Annotated in this window: 14 protein-coding genes and 1 pseudogene; 8 read left to right on the top strand and 7 right to left on the bottom strand. The window is 55.8% G+C overall.

Annotated elements, in window-relative coordinates:
• Positions 1–516 precede the first annotated feature (516 nt).
• Positions 517–824, top strand: a pseudogene (locus PEL01S_RS35345) (DUF3048 N-terminal domain-containing protein); the annotation flags it as partial.
• A 126-nt stretch (positions 825–950) separates the two neighbouring features.
• Positions 951–1403 (top strand): DUF3048 C-terminal domain-containing protein, encoded by a 453-nt coding sequence (locus PEL01S_RS35350; protein WP_239550995.1) that lies wholly within the window; start codon positions 951–953, stop codon positions 1401–1403.
• Between the two features lie 18 nt (positions 1404–1421).
• On the opposite strand, the gene PEL01S_RS22080 is transcribed toward PEL01S_RS35350, so the two are convergent.
• Entirely contained in the window at positions 1422–2222 is an 801-nt protein-coding gene (locus PEL01S_RS22080) for a class I SAM-dependent methyltransferase (protein WP_127461871.1), read from the bottom strand.
• A gap of 389 nt (positions 2223–2611) precedes the next feature.
• Between PEL01S_RS22080 and PEL01S_RS22085 the strand changes: the two genes are divergently transcribed.
• Both PEL01S_RS22085 and PEL01S_RS22090 read left to right on the top strand, forming a co-directional pair.
• The gene (locus PEL01S_RS22085; RefSeq protein ID WP_163767473.1) at positions 2612–4066 is read left to right on the top strand and encodes a M14 family zinc carboxypeptidase; all 1455 of its coding nucleotides are present in this window, start codon (positions 2612–2614) and stop codon (positions 4064–4066) included.
• Positions 4067–4110: 44 nt separating this feature from the next.
• Positions 4111–5220, top strand: a complete 1110-nt coding sequence (locus tag PEL01S_RS22090) for an N-acetylmuramoyl-L-alanine amidase family protein (RefSeq protein ID WP_127461873.1) — start codon at positions 4111–4113, stop codon at positions 5218–5220.
• 155 nt (positions 5221–5375) lie between these two features.
• Here the strand turns inward: PEL01S_RS22090 and PEL01S_RS22095 are convergent, their stop codons facing one another.
• Positions 5376–7271, bottom strand: coding sequence for an acyltransferase family protein (locus PEL01S_RS22095; RefSeq protein WP_127461874.1), 1896 nt, complete (start codon positions 7269–7271; stop codon positions 5376–5378).
• Positions 7272–7421: 150 nt separating this feature from the next.
• On the opposite strand from PEL01S_RS22095, the gene PEL01S_RS22100 reads away from it, so the two are divergent.
• Both PEL01S_RS22100 and PEL01S_RS22105 read left to right on the top strand, forming a co-directional pair.
• Positions 7422–7958: an RNA polymerase sigma factor gene (locus PEL01S_RS22100; protein WP_127461875.1), complete on the top strand. Its 537-nt coding sequence runs from the start codon at positions 7422–7424 to the stop codon at positions 7956–7958.
• On the top strand, positions 7955–9307 hold the full coding sequence (locus PEL01S_RS22105; protein WP_127461876.1) for a DUF4179 domain-containing protein: 1353 nt from the start codon (positions 7955–7957) through the stop codon (positions 9305–9307). Before PEL01S_RS22100 ends, PEL01S_RS22105 begins: the two co-directional genes overlap by 4 nt.
• A gap of 106 nt (positions 9308–9413) precedes the next feature.
• On the opposite strand, the gene PEL01S_RS22110 is transcribed toward PEL01S_RS22105, so the two are convergent.
• The 4 genes from PEL01S_RS22110 to PEL01S_RS22125 form a co-directional block, all read right to left on the bottom strand.
• Positions 9414–10706, bottom strand: a complete 1293-nt coding sequence (locus tag PEL01S_RS22110) for a hypothetical protein (protein WP_127461877.1) — start codon at positions 10704–10706, stop codon at positions 9414–9416.
• Complete coding sequence (locus PEL01S_RS22115) at positions 10690–11265, bottom strand: sigma-70 family RNA polymerase sigma factor (protein ID WP_010503149.1); 576 nt, start codon at positions 11263–11265, stop codon at positions 10690–10692. The genes PEL01S_RS22110 and PEL01S_RS22115 overlap by 17 nt, the downstream gene beginning before the upstream one ends.
• Before the next feature lie 176 nt (positions 11266–11441).
• Complete coding sequence (locus PEL01S_RS22120) at positions 11442–12083, bottom strand: YjgB family protein (RefSeq protein ID WP_127461878.1); 642 nt, start codon at positions 12081–12083, stop codon at positions 11442–11444.
• A 62-nt stretch (positions 12084–12145) separates the two neighbouring features.
• Positions 12146–13063 (bottom strand): polysaccharide deacetylase family protein, encoded by a 918-nt coding sequence (locus PEL01S_RS22125; protein WP_127461879.1) that lies wholly within the window; start codon positions 13061–13063, stop codon positions 12146–12148.
• 193 nt (positions 13064–13256) lie between these two features.
• Between PEL01S_RS22125 and PEL01S_RS22130 the strand changes: the two genes are divergently transcribed.
• Together PEL01S_RS22130 and PEL01S_RS22135 are read left to right on the top strand one after the other, a co-directional pair.
• Positions 13257–14081: a DUF6492 family protein gene (locus PEL01S_RS22130; RefSeq protein ID WP_063184335.1), complete on the top strand. Its 825-nt coding sequence runs from the start codon at positions 13257–13259 to the stop codon at positions 14079–14081.
• The gene (locus PEL01S_RS22135) at positions 14078–15244 is read left to right on the top strand and encodes a glycosyltransferase family 4 protein (protein WP_063184334.1); all 1167 of its coding nucleotides are present in this window, start codon (positions 14078–14080) and stop codon (positions 15242–15244) included. Before PEL01S_RS22130 ends, PEL01S_RS22135 begins: the two co-directional genes overlap by 4 nt.
• Positions 15245–15333: 89 nt before the next feature.
• On the opposite strand, the gene PEL01S_RS22140 is transcribed toward PEL01S_RS22135, so the two are convergent.
• Positions 15334–19533, bottom strand: coding sequence for a S8 family serine peptidase (locus PEL01S_RS22140; protein ID WP_164824309.1), 4200 nt, complete (start codon positions 19531–19533; stop codon positions 15334–15336).
• Positions 19534–19738 lie beyond the last annotated feature (205 nt).

A 19738-nucleotide genomic window follows, 5' to 3' on the forward strand; every position in this document is an offset into this window, starting at 1 on the left:
ACTGTTCTGATCAAGCCGGTCGTTACGCTTTCGGACAACGGCGGCATCCTAAATGGTTATTTTCGACAATTCTTCCTTTTTCCCTGCTGCGACTTATTTGGAGATTCGGATGGGGTTGGAAACCTTTGGGAAGAAAATGCGTTAAATATAATGAAAAGCGCACATTTTTCGTCTTTTTGCGCGAAATCGCTTCTAAATCAAGCCTCGCTAGAATATAGATTACTAGAGGAACATGCTGATGAGGTGACGTGTATGAAACGAAGAGGATGGAGAAGATGGAGCCGGTTCTGGTGGCGGGGGAGGCTCGCGCTGCTGGCAGGCTGCCTCGCCGTGACGGCGGCGGGCTGTAGCCTAACGGGCGGCGGGCAGCCGGACAAGCCCGTTGCTGCGCCGGTCGAGCCGGAGAAGCCCGTCGCGGACCCGCCGCCGACGCCACCGGTTCAGCCGCCGGCCTATCAGGCGCCGCTGACCGGGATGATGCTGCCGCAGCCAAGCGAGGCCCGGCCGGTGATGGTCATGATCAATAACCATCCCGCGGCCCGGCCGCAAAGCGGGCTGACACAGGCGGACGTCTTGTTCGAGGTGCTGGCCGAAGGCGAGGTGACGCGGCTCGTGGCGCTGTTCCAGAGCAGCGCGTTCGCGGAGCCGATCGGTCCGGTGCGCAGCCGTATTTTATCGATATCGGCAAAAGCTTCGGAGCGATCCAGGTGCATGCGGGCGGCAGTCCGGATGCGTATGAGCAGCTGGGGAAAGAGAAGATCGCCGACCTGGACGAGATTACGAATGCCGGGTCTTATTTCTGGCGGGAGAAGTCGCGGAAAGCTCCGCACAACCTGTATACGAATCTGGAGAACATCCGCGCAGGCGCGCAAAAGCGGGGGCTGGACGAGCAAGGTCCGACGGGGTCGGTATACGCCTTTGCAAAAAGCGAAGCGGAAGCAGTCGGGGCGATGGGGACGGCGGCGCAGGACGCTCCCAAGGTAGATATCACCTTTTTGTGGAAAAGCTATGTCGTTTCTTACGAGTATGACGCGGCCAGCGGCAAATACCAACGGTCGATCAACGGCAGCAAGCATACCGATCTGAACAACGATCAGCCGCTGAGCGCTTCCAATGTGGTCGTGATGGGTACGGATCATAAGGTGTTGGATAAGGAAGGCCGTCTCAACGTCCGGCTGACCGGCAAAGGTCCGGCGTTGCTGTTCCAGCAGGGCAAGGTGAAATCGCTGGAGTGGAGACGGGATAAGATGAACGATCCGGTCCGCTATTACGAGCAGGACCGCGAAGTCGCGTTCCGACCGGGACAGACGCACATCATGATCGTGCCGCTGAATCCGTCGTTCGAAAGCCATGTGACGTATGGTGTCCCCGGCGGCGGCTCGGGAAAGCCGGACCCTGCTTAGCAGGGGCTGGAATGGACATTACGGCTGTGCCGGTTTCTCCAGAAGGACGCGCCAATCATCGATTTGCAGCGATTGCAGCGCCCCGTCCGCGCCTTTGTCGGCCTGCACGGAAAAGTATTCGCGGCTGGAAGCGGGGCCGCCAAGGATAAACTGTTCGACCTGCCGCGCCTGCTCCTCCGTATCGGCGGTCCGCCGCACCCACGACGGAAAAGCGTGCCGCTTCCGGCCCATTTGCTCTTGAACAACGTGCAGTCCGGACGCTTCGGCCAACGCCTTCCATTCGCGGACCGACAGGCAGAGGACATGGCTCGGGTCGCGCATGGCCTCGAAGCGGTTCATGAAGGCGGCCAAGGCATCGTCCTCCGGGGCGACGTTGTCGATGAACACGAACCGTCCTCCGGGCTTCAGCACGCGCGCCGCTTCCTGCATGAAGAGCGCGGGATTCGGGAAATGATGCGCGGCGATCCGGCAGGTGACCGCATCGAACGCGGCGTCCAGGAACGGCAATTGCTCCGCATCCGCAACGGTGTACAGAATGTTATCGCATCCCCGGCCCGTCAGGTGAGCGGCCGCCGCGGCGAGCATAGGCCGGGTCAAATCGGTCGCGGCAATGTGCCGAACGTAGGGAGAAAGCTTTCCGGCCGCATGGCCTCCGCCAGTCGCGATATCGAGCACCTGCCACTCGGGCCGAGGATCGAGCCATTGAAGCATCACCTCAAGGTCGTCTCCTTGCGCGTGTCCCTCGCTTGCCACATATTTCTCCGCATGCTTGCCGAATTGCTCCTGAACGCGTGCTTTAACACTCCGATCCCGATCCATCGTCACCTCTCCTTTGGTTTCATTTAATGAAACCAAATATCATATAATGAAACTTGGTGTTTTTATTTTATCATAATCCGCTTCATCTGACTATGGCGGACACAAAAAAGAGTTGAGGCTCTGGTCCTCAACTCTTTTTTGTGCTTACGGCTCATGGGGCAGGCCATGGCGAACTTTGAACGGCACTGACGCTTATTGTCGGCCAATGCAGCCAAGCACGGAAAAATGCGGATCGTGTTACCTCTCTTTACGCAGGTAAAATGTTGAAAAATGTCGAAATTTACCTAAAAAACATATATTTTATGTTGTGAATCTATTATAATGAACTAGCAATGAATAGTTAATAAGTCCTAATATGAGACTATAGAAATGGGACAGGTGAGATGGGTTTGCATTCAAAACGGAGAAAAACAACGATAGCGGCAGCTGTTATGGCGCTCTTCGTCGCTACCGGCTATTTGGGAAATGAGAGCGTTTTTGCAGATGAGAAGCCGGCGGTCAACAAAGAAATTGTAAGCCCTTACCAAACCTACACGTACGATTTAATGGCAGAGCATATCCGTAAGCTGGCGGAAGCCTATCCGGAGCTAATTCAAGTGAAGCCGATCGGCAAAACCGCGTACGGTAAGGAGATTATAGCGGTCAAGCTGGGCAAAGGCGAAGCATCCGTTCTGATTGACGGGTCTCAGCACGCCAGAGAGTGGATGGGGACGAATCTCATTTTATATATGATCGACCGCTATGCTTATGCCTACGAGCACAATATGAAATATGGCGACTATGTGGTTCGGGAGTTGTTGGATCACTGCTCGATCTGGTTTGTTCCGATGGTAAACCCGGACGGTGTGACGCTACAGCAAAATGGGCCCGGCGCATTTCCCGAAGACGCGAGGTCCGGACTAGTAAGCATGAATGGCGGCAGCTCCGATTTCAGCCGATGGAAAGCCAATGCGCAAGGTATAGACATTAACCGGCAGTATCCCGCGGAATGGACCGGAATTCGCTACTCGACCAAGTATCCGATGTATAAAAATTACAAGGGCTCGGAGCCTGCGGAAACGGCGGAAGCGCAAAGCATGATCCGGTTTACCTACGACGCCGATCCGGAAATTGCCTTATCGTATCATACTTCCGGGCGTGTCCTGTATTGGCATTTTCATACCAAGCCGGAGAATTTGGAGCGGGACCGGAAAATGGCTGCAACCCTAAGTGGTATGACAGGATATAGCTTGGTCAAGCCGGAGGATTATCCGTCCGGGGGAGGATTTACGGACTGGTTTATCGCTCAATTCGGTCGCCCCGGTTTTACGGCTGAATTGGGGCCGTACCATGAGGAGACGGCGCTGCCTCTCTGGACGTTTACCGACATTTGGGCGGAAAATCAGACGATGGGCTTGTACTTGGCTTCGGAAGGCTACAAGCTGTCGCGACAACGCTATCCTATCGAGACGGTGGAGAATAAGCTTCAACTGCTTGAATCGGTCAAGCTGTATAACCGCCCCAACGAATCTTTTCCTACAGGGGGCGAGACTCCCGCCGGACCGGTCGTGTCGGATGCCAGAATGGGGGATTGGTTCCGGATATCGACCTGGCTGGGCACGAAGTGGGTCCATCTCGATAAGGCATCTTACCTTCAAGGGCACACCGAGAAATTCGTCCAAGAAATTGAGTTGCAGGACGCGACGCTTTTATTCAAGCGTCCCGCTGCGGAGAATCAGGAGCCGGCAGGCAAGCTGACGCCTCAAAAGGTCGGCACATTGGAACGGTGGAATGATTGGGTCTTGATCCATACTTGGGGAGGAGACTTCTGGACACCGTATAAGAAGCGGACGGAAGCGCAATGAACATGATTCATAATACGCATCGTAAGCGAAAGGGGGAAGCTTCAATGATACGCCGATTAGGATGTATTGTCATCATATCTGGCTTTCTATTAAGTGCGTCCATTGGTCCGGCGGCCAGTGCGGAAGCCAAAAATTCTAAGGAACCGGTCATTTGTCTGGATCCCGGTCATCAACTGTATGGGAACAACGAGCTTGAGCCCATAGGTCCCGGGGCAAAGGAAATGAAGGCCAAGGTAACTTCGGGGACCCGGGGCGTGAAAACGAAAAAGCCGGAATATGTCGTAACCTTGGAGGCATCCCTGCTGATGAAAGCAAAGCTGGAAGCCCTCGGTTATCAAGTACGCATGACCCGTGACACGCATGAAGTGGACCTCTCCAACAAAGAAAGAGCGGCCATGTGCAACCAGGCGCGCGCCGATTTGGCGGTTCGCGTCCATGCCGACGGGGACGGCTCTCCGAAGACGAAAGGTATCTCCTTACTATATCCTGCATGGAGCGAGTGGAGCCAACCGATATTCGCCCAAAGCAAAGAGGCCGCTCAGGACGTATTGAACGAAGTGCTGGCTGCTACGGGAGCGGCTTCCCGAGGCATTGTGCCGCGATCCGACCTGTCCGGATTCAACTGGTCGGAGGTGCCAAGCATTTTGGTAGAAATGGGGTTCATGACCAACCCGGAGGAAGATGAGAAATTATCGGATGCCGGCTATTTGGACCGATTGACGCAGGGTGTCGTGAATGGAATCAATAGCTTTATGGCTACGCAGACAGAAGGAACGGAGCGGGAACAGCAGGGGCGAATTTATTTGCCGGAAACCGCCCGGTTGTACGAATCGCGGAACGGTAAAATGATCCGCACGGCGCTATCGCTGACGTCGCAAACGGTACAAACCTCCGCGGTATGGGGCAATTGGCGCAAAGTGAGCACCTGGGCAGGTGACAAATGGGTCGACGCCGGACAAATGCCGATTGAGGTGCAAAAAGCGGAGCGGCTTCTTGAGCTTACAAAGGATACGGCGATGTATCGAAGCCCTCTGGACAAAGCTCCCGTCGGTGGACTTACGCCTCAAAAGGTACAGGCATACGAGCAGTGGAACGGATGGTACTCAATCGACACGTGGATGGGAAGAGTGTGGATACAGGCCGATGTTCAATAGCTTCTGTCCGCCAACTCTTTTCGAAACTCCCAAGGTGAATCGGCCTTTATGAAACGCAGAAACCACCGTCTTCAGGTTGACTACACCTGACGGTGGTTTTCTTAGTTTACGGAAAATACGCCGGCTGTTGCCTGTCCAGCCTCTGTCTTGGTGCGTCATTTGGGTCCTAGAGGCTCCCGCGCCGCCTTAGCCAGAAGCGAGGCGTAATATTCCGAGCCTGCGGTGTTTAAATGGACGCCATCGGAGGCGAAGAAGGAAGCTTTGCCCGCGCTTGCGGCATGCCAATCCACGAGTGTCGTATTGGCGAAGCGGCCGGAGGCTTCTTTCAGCATGTCGTTCACCGTTCCCTCCCATGGACGGGGAACGCGCGTATTCACCAGCACGATCTGCTCCGCATCGGCAAGGGAGTGCAGCAGCGACTCCAACTGCTTCTTGGAGAACGCACCGTTCGTGCCCAGCTCGAGGATGATCCGGGAGCCGAGCTTTCCTTTTGACTGAAGCCGATCGACGACCTCTTGCGCCTGGGACAGTTGTCTTCCAACCTTGCCGTCGATGACGATACCGGGCAGCTGCTTCTCCAACTGCGCAGCGGTGCCGAGCAGAACCGAATCGCCGATCGCCGTAATCCCTGCCCCCGCTTCTTCTTCAGGAGCGGCTTCCATGGCGACGGGAGGGGCGGTTTCAGCGACGACTTCGGTAGCTTTATCCGTTTTCGGACCCGGCGCTTCCGTTACCGTGCCCGTCCCGGTTCCTTGTTCAGGCTGGAGGGGCGGTGTCGGCGCTGGCACCGGTGCAGCGATCCCTTCGCTCCCCTCGGCCAAGGCATTGGTAACGGTGGGGGGCTGCGGGCTCTCTCCCAGGCAGGAAGCAGAGATGAACAAAATGAGCATCCCCGACACGACCCAGCGCATGCCCTGCTGCGGGAGCCGTTTCCGGTACCAGCCGAGCAACTGCGTTCCCCAAGCTTTCATACCTCCCCGACGAATAGGCTCCTCAACGAATTTCCAAGACAAAGCCGCAAGTCCGATGGTAGCGGTCAACTGTAGGGCGGCGCGCACCAGGCTGATTCCGTCGCTGCCGCTTGCCGGACTGGTCAGAATGATAACGGGATAATGCCACAAATAAATGCCGTAAGAGCGTACGCCGAGCCAGCGCAGCGGATGCCAGCCCAAGATACGTCCGAGCTGGCCGGACGGGTGAACAAGCGCCGCTACCGTGACTGCCGCCGCCAGAGACAACAGGACGAATCCGCCTTGATATAAGAAAGCGTCGTACTGGCTGCTTTGGACGATCATCAGCAGAACGGCGAACAGACCAGCCGTTCCGGCCCAATCCACGATCCGCCTGATGCGGACGGATGTGCCGGCGGAGAGCTTTCCGCTCGGCCAGACAACCGCGAGCGCGGCTCCGATCAGCAGGCCGAAGGCTCTGGTGTCGGTTCCGTAATAAATCCGGCTCGGATCGGCGCCGGGCTCGTACAGCAGCGCCATGGCGGCTGCCGAAGCGGCTGCGCCGACCAACATGACTCCGGCAAGCCAGCCCCGCCGGAGCTGCAAGCGCAGGCCGAGCGCCAACAGCAAGGGCCACAGCAAATAAAATTGCTCCTCCACCGCAAGCGACCAGAAATGGCCGAGCGGGGAAGGGGGGCCGAAGCTTTCGAAATAAGACACCTCGCGGTACACCAGCCACCAGTTGCTGACATAGGTGAGCGCCGCCAGGAAGTCTCCCTGAAGCGCAGGCAGCCGGGAGCGGTCGATCATCCATATCCACACCGCAACCGCCGTGAGCAGGACCAGCATGGCCGGAAGCAGCCGCCGGAAGCGCCGCAGCCAGAAGCTTTTCAGATTCAGTCGTCCTTCTCTTCGCCATTCGGCGATCAACAAATCCGTAATCAGATAACCGGACAGGACGAAAAATATCCCGACACCGAGCAGCCCGCCGGGTACCCACCCGGGGTGAAGGTGATAAGCGATGACGGCTAGTACGGCCAGAGCCCGCAGGCCGTCGATTCCGGGCATGTACCGGCTTTTTCCTTCGATCGGTGATGGCATCATTTTTCCCTCTTTCGTTAGCTCGTAGGACTTCATCTTATAGCGAAAAGAGGCGGATTTTGTAACAAAAAAGTTACATCTGTGCCGAATCGAACTATTTCCGTTTTCAAGGCGTATTTACTATGAATACGGGAACCGGAGGATCGTTCATTGAAGGAATATTTGATCTCGGAAGAGCAATCGCGGGCTTGGTTTGAAGAACATTCTCCCTACGTTTACGGGATTGCCCTCATGATGACCAAGTCTGCCATGCTGGCTGACGACATTACGCAGGAAACCTTTTTGCGCGCTTACCGGAAATTTCATTTATACAATCCCGCCAAGCCTTTGCGTCCGTGGCTGTATCGGATTACGCTAAATATGGTGCGGAGCACGCTTCGCAAGCAGCGGTGGCTTACCTTTTTCGGTCAACTGCCGGTTGAAGCCGGGACGGATTCCGTAGAGGATCTGATCCTAAAAAGCGAAAGCGAGCACGAACTATGGCAGGTGGTGAACCGCTTGTCTCCGAAAAGAAGAGAGGTCCTTATTCTGGTCTACTATGTCGGGTTGTCTTTGCAGGAGACTGCCTCCCTGTTGAACATTCGTCTGGGAACATGCAAGTCAAGGCTGCATGCGGCGCTTGAGCAGCTAAGGAACGACGATGCGGAGAGCTATCAACTGACGTCGATCAAGGAGGGGCTTAAATGACTTTGCAGACCGATAAAAAGGGAAAAGCGCAGGATTGGTCCACGGAATCGTCGGAGGGCGTGCAAAGCCGTTTGAAGCAGCTAGGGCCCTCCTTTACGTTTGAGGAGCTGTGGGAGCTACACAAGCAATCCGTCGGGAAAAGCCGGCCGTCAGCCAAGGGGAGCATGACGCTGCGGAAAAAGGGGATGATCCTAGGGTATGCGGTTATTGTTTGCGCGATTCTGCTGACGGGAGTCGGCCTGTACTCCCCAAGCGTAGGCGCTGCTCTGCAAAAAGTATTTTTTATCGATTTGTTCTATAAAAATGTACGAGGCGGTATGGACAGCGGGCTATATCAGATTGAGAAGCAAAATCTTGGTACGGCAACTGACGTATCGGTTACGGATCAGGATATTCGGCTTACCGTTGCCGAGGTGTTCTACGACGGAATTCAATTCGTAATCAATTATCAGGTGGATTATCTAAAAAAGCAGAAGATTAAGGAAGAAGATGCCGCCGTGTATTACAAGTACAAATTTGAAGATGCTCACCCTGCGATGATAGGCACACATGCATTTACAATAACCGGTGATCATACTTTCATAGGGACGACGGTGTTCAATACCGAACCGCTGCCGGAGAATGCGCGGCTTCATATCGAGATCCGGCGAATCGGGACGACGGACGGGAATTGGGATGTTACGGTTCCGGTGTCGCTCGACAAAACCAAACCGTTTATCAAAATCGTTCGGCCTCAAATTACAGGCGCTTATGAGGATAAGAAATTTATGATCGATCAAATTACCTTTACTCCTGTGGGCACTCAAGTTGTGATCAAGACAGACCATTCGGGAAGTTTATCTTATTTCTTGGAGGATGATCTTGAGACTCGATTCGATAACGCAGGCGGGATAGGTAATAACTTTAGTCCGCTTTCCGAAATTAATCCGAAGCCTCCTTATGTTACTTTGCTGGTACACGATTCGACAAGCGTGCAATCCAATACGCTGCATCAGAGGGAGGAATATGCGGATTATCATGGTCCCGGAAGCTTGCCGGTCACATTAAAGGGAGCTCGGGGAGGAACGATTACGATAACTGATGTCCAATTTTTGGAGGACTCGACGGTGGTCTATTACGAAGCCAGCGATGCCGCGAATCAGAAACCTTTTCTTATTTTGGAAGATTCATCGGGCAAAGGTTTCGTTTCCGCCCCAAATGCCGTCCGGCTTTCCAGAGATTCGTTCGCCTACAAGCTGCAATATTCGAAGCTTCCTTCAGACCGGTTTACATTTCAACTGATCGTTAATGAGTATTCCCCAGAGCCTAAAGAACCGGTGAAAATAAAAATTCCGATCGATTGGGAATAAGACGATATAACGCAGCAAGTCCGGTTCCCGGGCACGATGGCTCCGGAGACCGGACTTGCTTTTGTAAAGGACGCTAACCAAGCGTGTCCCATGCTTCTTGGCTCACTTACTGCGGCTGCAAGTAAGTTTTCACCTGCCGTTTCCACAGCTCGACGTAAGATCCCATGGCCCATTGAATCATGACGACCGATTCCTTCGGTTGAAGCGGCAGCGTCATGAGAGGGATCGGAATCCACTGATCCGCATACGGGTAAATGATAATGTTTTGCTCGGTGACGACGGCGACCATGTCGCGGTTCGGGGAGGAGAAGGCATCCACCGCGCCCGGCTGCACCCGCACGATATCGCGCCAGGGAACGGCCAGCTCGTCGTGGGAGACGACCGATTGGGGGAGCGCCAGCGGCACTTCCTGCAAGCGGTACGCCGGGCCTTCCGCTGCGCCGTTTGCCGGGCTGTCATAGGAAGCGAGCTGCGCCGTCCATTTCCCTTGCTTGCGGGCGATGGTCCAGCTCTCGCCGGAAAGATCCGCTGCGGCAGTCTTCGCGCGACCGGAGCCTACCGGCTGCGCAGGCTTCAACTCCTTCAGCACAGGGACGGCGGCAGCGGCGAATACGCTGTGCAGCGTGACGTGCGGCTCCGATAGCGGAGCGGCCGTCTTCTGGCCCGAGGCGAGCTGCTCCAGCTCCTTCACCCACACATAGTCCTGCTGCGCCGGGGACGGGGCGGCGCCGTTTTTACCTGCCGTCGTTTGCGCCACGGCAACGTAGCGGTTGCCGGCGAACATCAGCTTCTCCGCCCGGACGACGGTCTGTGCCAGCTTTCCGCGCTCTGCGCTGCCGCTTGTTTTCGGCTTGGCCGAGGCCACATGGGCCGTCAGCGTATACGTTTCCTGCGCGCCGTTTGCTTTCGGCTCATTCTCGATTTTCCAGAAATCAAGCTTATACGGCATTAGAATGCCTTCGCCTTCCGCCGTCTTTTGCAACCGGTTCCGGTCCGGTGCGATAAGAACGGTGCGGTATGTGCTAGGAGCCTGAGGGTTTTCCGCTGCGGGCGCATCGGAGCGCAGGCCGATCAACAGCGCCGACCGGACGGAGGCTTCCCAATCCGGGCCGTGGGGCGCGGGAGCAGTTGCGGCGGGCTGCTGCATCTCCGGCTTCTCCGCTGCTTCCTGCTGCACAAGAGGGAGAGGGCGGCTGTCCGTAACGAACAAGAATACGAGAGCCGATGCCAGCACGGCGGAAACGCCGGCACTCCAAGCGCTCCACCTGCGAGGCCTGCGAACGGCGGCGTGGTTATCGATGCGTTCTTCGATGCGCTTGCGCAAGCTGTCGTTGAACCCGTTTTGGCTGAACGGCCCGCGGGCCAATTCTTTCTTGAGCTCGTTATCCATCGGATCCAAGGCTTCGACTCTCCTTCATCTTCGATATTTTCCCCCGTGCGTGGAACAGCCTCGATTTAATCGTTCCTTCGCTTACGCCAAGCACCTCCGCCATCTCTTTCATAGACAGCTGATGGTGAGCGTACAGGATCAGCACCTCGCGGTATTTGACGGGCAGCTTCAGCACCATATCCCACATCTCGTTCACGGCCATCTTGTTAAGCACCTCGTGTTCCGTAGAAGCGGCGGCCTGCTCGTACTCCCCGCGCGAGGCGATGAAGTCGACGAGCGTCACCTTGCGATAGAAGGCCGACTTGCGGTAATCGAGCGTCATGTTGCGGGTGATGGCGAGCAGCCACGTCTTCACCGACGATTCGCTGCGGAACGTGCTCAGATTGCGGTAAACCTTGATGAAAACCTCTTGGGTTATATCGTCAGCCTGATCCCACTTTCGTGTGATGCTGTAGGCGTAATTCCATACATCTTTCCCGTACGCGTTCATCAGCTCGTTCAAAATGGCTTTCTTGTCGGAGCTCGCGGACAGGTATTTCAAATAGTCGAAATTGACATTCGATTCCAAAGCTGCCACCTCTAATTTTAGACGATCTCCCCGGCATTACGGTTCAATCGGAACGGGACCGAACCTGCCAAGCGGCCCCGGCCCGTACCTTCTCTTACCCAGTGTACTGCGATCGTCCAATGAAAGAAAGGGGCAAAATACAGTTGGCGAAACGTCAACCGCTTCCAGCTCGCCGGTTATCCGGCCATATTGTTTTTCGCGTCCTGCGGACTGAAAACGGAAATATGGTCGACTTTGCCGGTGGCAGCCGGAATGACGAATTTCAGCTCAAACTGCTCGCTTGCTTGAAAAACGTAGATCTGATCGTCGCCGTTCTTCGCCGTCTCCTTCGGTTTGCCGAGCGTCTTCTCAATGGCGGGCAGCGTCAGCTTGTGAAGCTCCGGATCGTAGGAGCGGACATCGAAGATCAGCTCGCCCTTGTTGAAGCCGAACGTGATGCCGTGTTTTTTGTAGGTGGCGTACAACCCTTTGCCGGCCGAATCGATCTGATCCGCCTTGCCCCATTTTTTCTCGACTTCGTCAATCAAATTGGTATGAGCGGCGAAGTCGCTACCTTTCACCTGACCTTTGCGCGCGAGGACTAACATATCCTTGAGCTGCGCTTCGACAGACGCGGAGTCAGGCTCCACGTTCGAAGGCGCTGCGGGAGAAGACGGCGCAGGCTTGGCCGGGGCTTCGGGCGTTGTCGCTGTCCCCGGCTGCTGCGATGGCGCTGTGGCTTCGGGCGGTGCGGACGTCCCGCCGGGCTGGCAGGCGGTCAGCGCAAGCAGACCGGCGGCCGCTGCGGCGAGCAGCTTCATTCTCTTGATCGTATGCATGCGGTAAGCACTCCTTTGCTGAGAGATGAGTTGCGGCTTGACCGAAATCGGCGGCGCAAGCCTTACTCTTTCTTTACCCCAAGCTCGGGTACCGTAACGAAGGCATATCCGTCCTGCTTCAACGCTTCGATCATGAGCGGCAGCGCTTCTATCGTATTGTCCAGCTTGCCGTTTTTCCCGCCGAAGCTGTGCATCAGGATGATACCGCCGTTCTTCGTCCGCTTGCGGGCAAGCTCTACCATGTCGGCCGAAGCCGCTCCGGTCCAATCCTTCGTATCGACCGTCCAATTGACGAGCTCACGTCCCGCGGAGGTCAGGTTGCGCTTGATCGAAGCGTTGACGGCGCCGTAAGGCGCCCGGACCATCGGGCTGTAGGAACCGATCACTTTTTCGATCGCTTCGTCCGTGTTTTTGATTTCTTTCTGAATCTGGTTGGGAGACAGCTTGGTCAGGTTTGCATGATCCCAGGAATGATTGCCGATGGAATGGCCTTCGTCATGAATGCGTTTCAGCACATCCGGGTGATTCACTACCTGTCTGCCCACGACGAAAAAGGTGGCCTTCACTTCGTACTGCTTCAAAATATCCAGCACCATCGGCGTATACTTGCTGTCCGGGCCGTCGTCGAACGTCAGCGCCACTTGCTTCGTCGCTTTGACCGCTCCCGAATTTCCTTGCTGCGCCGCGGCTCCCGGCTTACTCTCCGGCGTCCGTCCGTCGGTGGGCTGCACGGCCGGCGCCGTCGTCGAACCGGCTTCCTGAGAGGATTTCGGATCCCCCGTATATTTTGCGTGGGTCGCCTGCTCGGGGACTACCCCCGGTACAGACGCGTTGTTCGGCGTCCGGGTCTCGTGCTGGCCGGCGGAAAGTGGCTGCCGCGTCTCGGCCGCATGGAGGCTGAACATTACAATCGTCGTGGCGCTGAGCAGCGAAGCGCCGAGTACGACGAGTTTTCGGTCGGATAGGATTCGTATGGCCATGTTAGCATTCCTCTTTCACAGGTTCGTGCTTTGCAAATCATTTGACGAGTCGAGTCGACAAAAAGTTTAAAGTAAGTTCTCCCATTTCGACAAAAAAATTTTTGCCGCCTGTCCGGCGATCGTATAGGGGCCCGGACCAACCCCTCCTCCATAACATAAGCTGGTACAAAACCTTGCAAATGGAGATGAAGAGATGTCTCTCGCCCCCCCTCGTTCCCGGAACGGCAGGATCAAGATCGATGTACTGATCCCTGCCATTGATAAAGATCTGGAAACCTTGCCGTTCGTCATTGACGCCATCCGGAAGCAGGTAAAGCATCCGATCGGCAAAATGATGATCGTCTCTCCGGATAGTCCGAGAATCAAGGCGCTGTGCGCCAAAAAGAAATGCACTTTCGTACATGAGCGGACGGTGCTGCCGATCACCAAACAACAAATCCGTTACCGTTCAAAACGATGGGAACGCTCCGGGTGGCTGCTTCAGCAATTGCTTAAGCTGAGCGGCGATCGGCTGGGTTCGAGCCGGTATTTTTTGACGATGGACGCCGACACGGTGCTCATCCGCCCGCACGTATTCCGGCAAAAGGGGAAGCCCGTGTTTTACTGCCGGAGCTGGAGTCATCCCGAATACTTCAGAGTCAGCCGAAAGCTGCTGGGCCGCAGACGCACCGCCCCCTCGTCGTTCGTCGCGCATTACATGCTGTTCGAGAAAGCGAAGCTGGCCCAGATGAAAAAGCGAATTGAAGCAAGACACGGAACGCGCTGGTACCAAGCCGTTCTTCGCAGTATTGACAGGTCGAAGCAGTTCGGCTTCTCGGAATTCGAATTGTACGGTAACTTCGTCTATGCCGCCAATCCAAGGGGCGTCGTATTCAAACGATGCTTGAACAAAAGCTTGAGCCAAAGCGTGAAGAGCATTTCGGCGAAGCGTATAAAAGCGTTGGCTGGTTCCTTCAGGTCGCTTTCCTTCCACAAGCGTAGAGGGTACTCACTCAAACCGAAGGAGCTGAAGAAATGACATCGTATCAGGTCACATGGAAGGGTCCTGTCAGAAGGCACAGTGGGATCGGAAGAGCCAGCCGGGAATATGCGCTTGCCTTAAGCCGGCAAGGAGTGGACGTCAAGGTTGAGGTGGAAAAGTCTAGGGATAAGAAGCCGGCGGCAGGCGGCGCCTTGGGGCGTCTGCTTCGCAAGCCATATGCCGCAGGCAAACGCAAAATTTTGATTTACCATTATTTCCCGTATATGATACGCATGCGGAAGGAACGCCAAAAATACGACCATATCATATTGAATACCGTCTGGGAGACAACGCGCGTGCCCCGGAAATGGTTCCCGAATCTTAACCGCTTCGACGCCATACTCGTTCCCTCCCGGCATAACAAAGCCGCCCTGCTCCGCAGCGGGGTGAAGGTGCCGGTCTATATCGTGCCGCATGGAGTCAACACCAAGCAATTTACGCCACGGAACAAGAAGCTGGCAGTAAAGGGGACGGCCGGAAGGTTTGTTTTCGTATCCGTCTTCGGCTTCCAGCACCGCAAAAATCCGGAGGGCTTGCTAAGAGCGTACTGGGAAGAATTTGGCCCGTCCGAGAAGGTCGCGTTGGTGATCAAGACGAACGGATACGGTTCCGGGCAAACCGAGAAGTGGATCAGAAATAAAATCAACGGGTACAAAAAGAGGCTCGGGTTTCGGAAAACGGCCCCGGTGATCTTAATCTCCAGCCGTATGCCGGAGCATCGGCTGAAGGGACTGTATACACTCGGTTCCGCGTTCGTGCTTCCGACGAGGGGAGAAGGGGTCGGACTGCCGTTTCTCGAATCGCTGGCAAGCGGCGTTCCGGTCATCACAACGGGCTGGGGCGGACATATGGATTTCGTCACGCGCCGCAATTCGTTCCTGGTCAAGTACCGGCTGCAAAACCCGGCCGTCAGCATGCGAAGCAAGCATTCGATCTCAAGCCTTTTCCGCGGTTTTTTTGCGCAAAAGGGACAGCTCTGGGCCGAGCCGGATATCGGCAGCTTGAAGAGGCAGATGAGAACTGCTTTTCAGCAGCGCGCGGTTTGTCAAAAGAAAGGAAGACAAGGCAGGCGGGACGTGATGAAGTTCACGTGGAACCGTGCCGGAGCTGGTATGAAGCGGGCGGTGGAGCGAACGATCCGAAAAAAAGGCCGCCGATAACCATCGTGCTTGCGGCCCGCAGGCTGGAAAAAGAACAGAGCCCCTTTGCCTGAATGCAGGCGAAGGGGCTCTGTGCGTAAGAAAGGCTCTTAGTTAATCAAGCTGCCGTTCTGCAGCAAATTATACAGGACGGTTGCGGCAGCTTCGCGGGTCGTCGGGTCGGCCGGATGGAAGTGCGGCGTTCCGTCGATCTCATCGCCGCTCATCAGTCCGCTTTTTGTAACCGCGTCGATGCTGTTCATGGCGTACTCGGCAAATTCGGAAGCATCCGCATACGGCTTGTGCGAAGGATTGCTCTTCGACGTAAGCTGGATCAGGGAGGAGGCCCGGGACAGCATTACAGCCAAGTCTTGGCGGCTGATGCTGGCATGCGGAGCGAACCGCCCTTCTTCGACGCCGTTCACAAGACCTGCTTCATAGGCGGCGGCAATATCGTCAGCAAACCAGTCGGAGGCGCTCACGTCCTGGAACGGAGCTTTCGAGCCGGCATGCAGACCGAGCGCACGGACCAGCATGGCCGAGAATTGCGCGCGGGTTACCTGTTCTTTCGGCGAGAACGCCGAAGCCGAGGTTCCGTTCAGCAGCAGCCTGTTAGCCAAGGCCTGAATGTGCGATTGCGCCCAAGACGAGTCGATGTCCGTAAACGAGATCGCGCGAGTTGCGGCCGCATAGGTCGAGATGCCCGGACGGTTGACGGTTACGGTGCGTGTGCCGTCCTTGTTCAGAGCGACGCTCGCCGGAACGGCATATACCTTTCCGTTATCGATATACAAGACGCCCAGCGCGTTAGCGTCGGTATTGCCGCTCACGATAAAGGAGCTTTTCAGGAAATCGCGGTTGGATACGGCAAGCGGCTGCGTATCGCTGCCGTTCACTGTGTTCACGGCAAAGGAAACCGGCGTACCGGTCACTTTGGCTCCCGGGAATCCGTCAGCGAATGCCGCTGCGCGGTCCGTGTCATACCGGACAGCCACGTTCAGTCCTGCTGCCGCCGGTACGCGCTTCAATACCGAAACGGGGAGCGCAATCGACGCATTTCCGTTGCTGACGACAACGGAGTTTTGCTCGCCCGACGCTTTCAACGTATTCACTTGATCCGGCGTCAGCTTAACGATTACTTGTTGGGACGCCGTGGCATAGACGGAGACGACCACGGCAATCGGCGTGCCGGATTCCGTTTTTAAAGCGGCTTTCAGGTCTGCGTCCGCAATGGTCGCCGTCAGCGTATTGCCGTCCGTCGTTACCGTCCGTTTCAGCGAAGCGGAGGTTTGTCCTTGATTCACGACCGTATCGACGGAAGGATTGCTGCCGGACTGTTCCGTGCTGCCGCTGACAGATCCGCCATAATAGAAGCCGCCGCCGCTGTTGTTAATCGGCGTGCTGCTGTCGTCCGTGTTGCTAAAACGGAGCGTCTTCCAGGCGACATATTGAATAAGTTCGTTGTTGACGTCTCGTTTCGGCTGTCCCTTCGCATCCAGGATGAGAGCGCGGACCATGAGTTTATACGTGCCTTCCTTTAGGCGCTGAACGATCGGCTTTCCGTTGCCATCCACTTTATCGTTAATATAAGTGCCGTCGACGTTCTGGAACGTATAGGTCCCCGGAGCAAGCAATTGCGGTTTCCCGCTTGCGTCTTGCTTCAGAATTTGTCCCATGGTGCCGACGTATTTGTCATCCACGCCGTAAACGTTCAGATCCAAATAGTTCGCGTCTTTCGCCGTCAGGGTCACGGAGACGTCCGTCGACTTGCTTGGCGTAATGACGGTTCGGCTCAGCGTCACGTCCTGCAGCCCGAAGCCGTTGTCCGGCCGTTTTGTGCCGACATGCACGACGAACGGCAGGTGCAGCGAAGGCAGTCCGGCGCTTTCCAGCAGTACTTCTCCTTCATACACGCCATCTGCGGCTGTAGCCTTAGGCGCTACGGAAAGGGAGAACTTCTGTGTCGACTTGGCTCCGGCGGACACCGTATTGCCGCTGCCGAGACCTTCCAGCGTCGCGACGATGTTGTTCACGTCAGGCGTCGTCACCGGGTTGTTCGGATCGGAAGTGACGTTCGGATGCAGCTTCACGGACGCCTTGTACGTTACCGCTTTGTCCGAAGTGTTCTTGAGCTGGAGTTGCTCTTTCTTCGCATTGCTTCCGGCAGCCATCAGCCCGAAGCTGGCGCTGCTGCCATAGTTGACGACCTCTTGCGTGTTCAGATTCTTGTCGAGAATAGTGATCTGATCCACCGTCTGGAGCACGGCCGGCGTATAGACCGCTTGGGACACATTGATGCGGCCTGCACCTTGAGAATATACATCGTATGGCGTTTCCTTAGAGTCTTTGATCCCGTCCGCGGTATTGGCCATCGCCGCGCGAATATCGAACGGCGTCCAATCCGGGTGCTGCTGCTTCAGAAGCAGGGCGACGCCCGCTACGTGCGGAGTGGCCATGCTGGTTCCGCTGCTCCGCTTGTACGCTTGCGCGTAAGAGGCGCCGGGAATGCTTTTGCCATAGGCCGGATAAGTTGACAGCACGTTCACGCCTGGCGCGCTAATATCCGGCTTAATGCTCAGCTTATCGTCCGACAGAGGACCGCGGGAGCTGAATGTTGCCATCGTGTCGCCCTTATCGATCGTTTGCGGATAGCTTGAGCCGAACGTCATGCGGAACGGCTTGTCCGGATTGGCCAACACGGCAGTGGCCAATGCGCGTCCCTGCTGACCGGACATGTCGAAGGCAGGAATATATTCGAAGTCGTCCCCAATGAAGGAGTCGATATGCCCGTCCCGTCCGTTTATGTTGGGGGAGAGATCCGGTATGTCCTTGCCATTGGCATCTTTCTTGACATTGCCGTTAAAAATCACGATGGCTTTGGCTCCGCCCTTTTTCGCATTTTTAATTTTGTCTACGAAGGCCAGCGAACCGCGCGATACGAAGGCGATCTTGCCTTTCACTTTATCGTTTGCGAAATCTTCTTCTTGCCCAAGCCCGGCATATACGGCTTCGACGGGGGTCGTCCCGAGGAGCGTTTTAAAGTCCTCCTGCCCGGTCTTCCAGGCCATGACGTTCAACGGATAATAAACGGCTTCGTACACGGAGCTGGTAACCGAAGCCTGATACCGGTTGGACGGGCTGGTCACCGCGCCGACGGAGATCGCAAGCTGCGAAGAAGCCGGGGAACCCATGGAGTAGAAGTACGGCCCTTTATCTCCCGCATTGCCGCTGGCCACAACGGCGACGATGCCGCCGAGCACGGCATTGTTGATTGCGATCGAATCCGGGGAGTTCGGGTCCTTCTCCTCGTCCGAGCCCAGCGACAGGTTGATCACGTCCATTTTGTCCTTAACCGCGCGCTCGATTCCGTCGATCACCTGAGCCGAAGAGCCGGAGGATCTGCCGGTTTTGGGGTCGCGGGCCAGCACTTTGTAGACGTAGAGGTCCGCTTCGTAGGCCACGCCTTTTTGGACGATATCGGTGTTCGTATTCTTGGCCCGGCCGGCGATTGTACCGGATACGTGCGTGCCGTGAGACGTGCCATCAAAGCCTTTTCCAAACGGGTCTTGAGCCTTCGGAATGGGCGGTTCCTCATAAGGATCGGGCGTATTGAACGATGAGTTGTACCCGCCTTTATAGGCGTCCTTCAAATCCGGGTGCAAATAATCGACGCCGCTGTCGATGACGCCGACCTTCAAGCCTTTGCCGGTCAAGCCCTTGGCCCAAGCATCCTGGGCTCCGATTTGCTTGATCGGTGCAACATCGTAGCTGCCGGTCACGGCATCGACCGGCTGCGGAGCTTCGACGGGCAAAGCATAATAGGTCCGGTTCTCGTGAATCGACTTGACGCCGGGGATGGCGGCCAGCTCGGGAATCTGGTTAGCCGGCAGCGTAAGTTCCATGCCGTTCAGCACGGTGTTGTATTGGTAATTGACTTTCAAATCGATGCCTTCGGATTTCGCCAAGCTGATCATGGACGATTGTTCGCGAATGATAGCGCTTTCTACGGACTCCACAGAAAGCTGCTGCTGGCCCAGCTCGGCAGCGTATTTTCCGACGGAAACCGGCTGTCCGCTCAGTTGGACGATGACGTTCACCTTGTTCGTGGAGGTGGTGTCCAGCTTGTCGGAAATAAAGGCAGTGGCATTCGGATGAAAAGAAAGAGTGCGGATGATTTGGGCATCGACGATGCCGGACGGGGTGCCCGATACCGATGTCAAAGGCGCTGCCTGTGCAACGCTTTGCATCATTAAACCTGCGGTTAATAGAGTAGACAGCAGTGAGAGACGCGAAAACTTTGCTCTTCTCATATCAAAACTCCTTTTCACTGTGATTTTGAGAGACGAAGTAAATCGTCACCCCCGATTCTCTTTGTGTTTACAGCATTTACAAGAATTTATTGTATCACCTATTTCAAATATATACCATATATTATAGTAAAATCTTCTAATAGAAATGTATTGAATTCGATAGATTTATTTGAATTCGGGATAAAAAGGCGTTGACTATTAAGTT

Origin of the sequence: Paenibacillus elgii NBRC 100335 (assembly GCF_004000865.1) — a bacterium.
In the GTDB taxonomy this organism is placed as follows: Bacteria; Bacillota; Bacilli; order Paenibacillales; family NBRC-103111; genus Paenibacillus_G; species Paenibacillus_G elgii.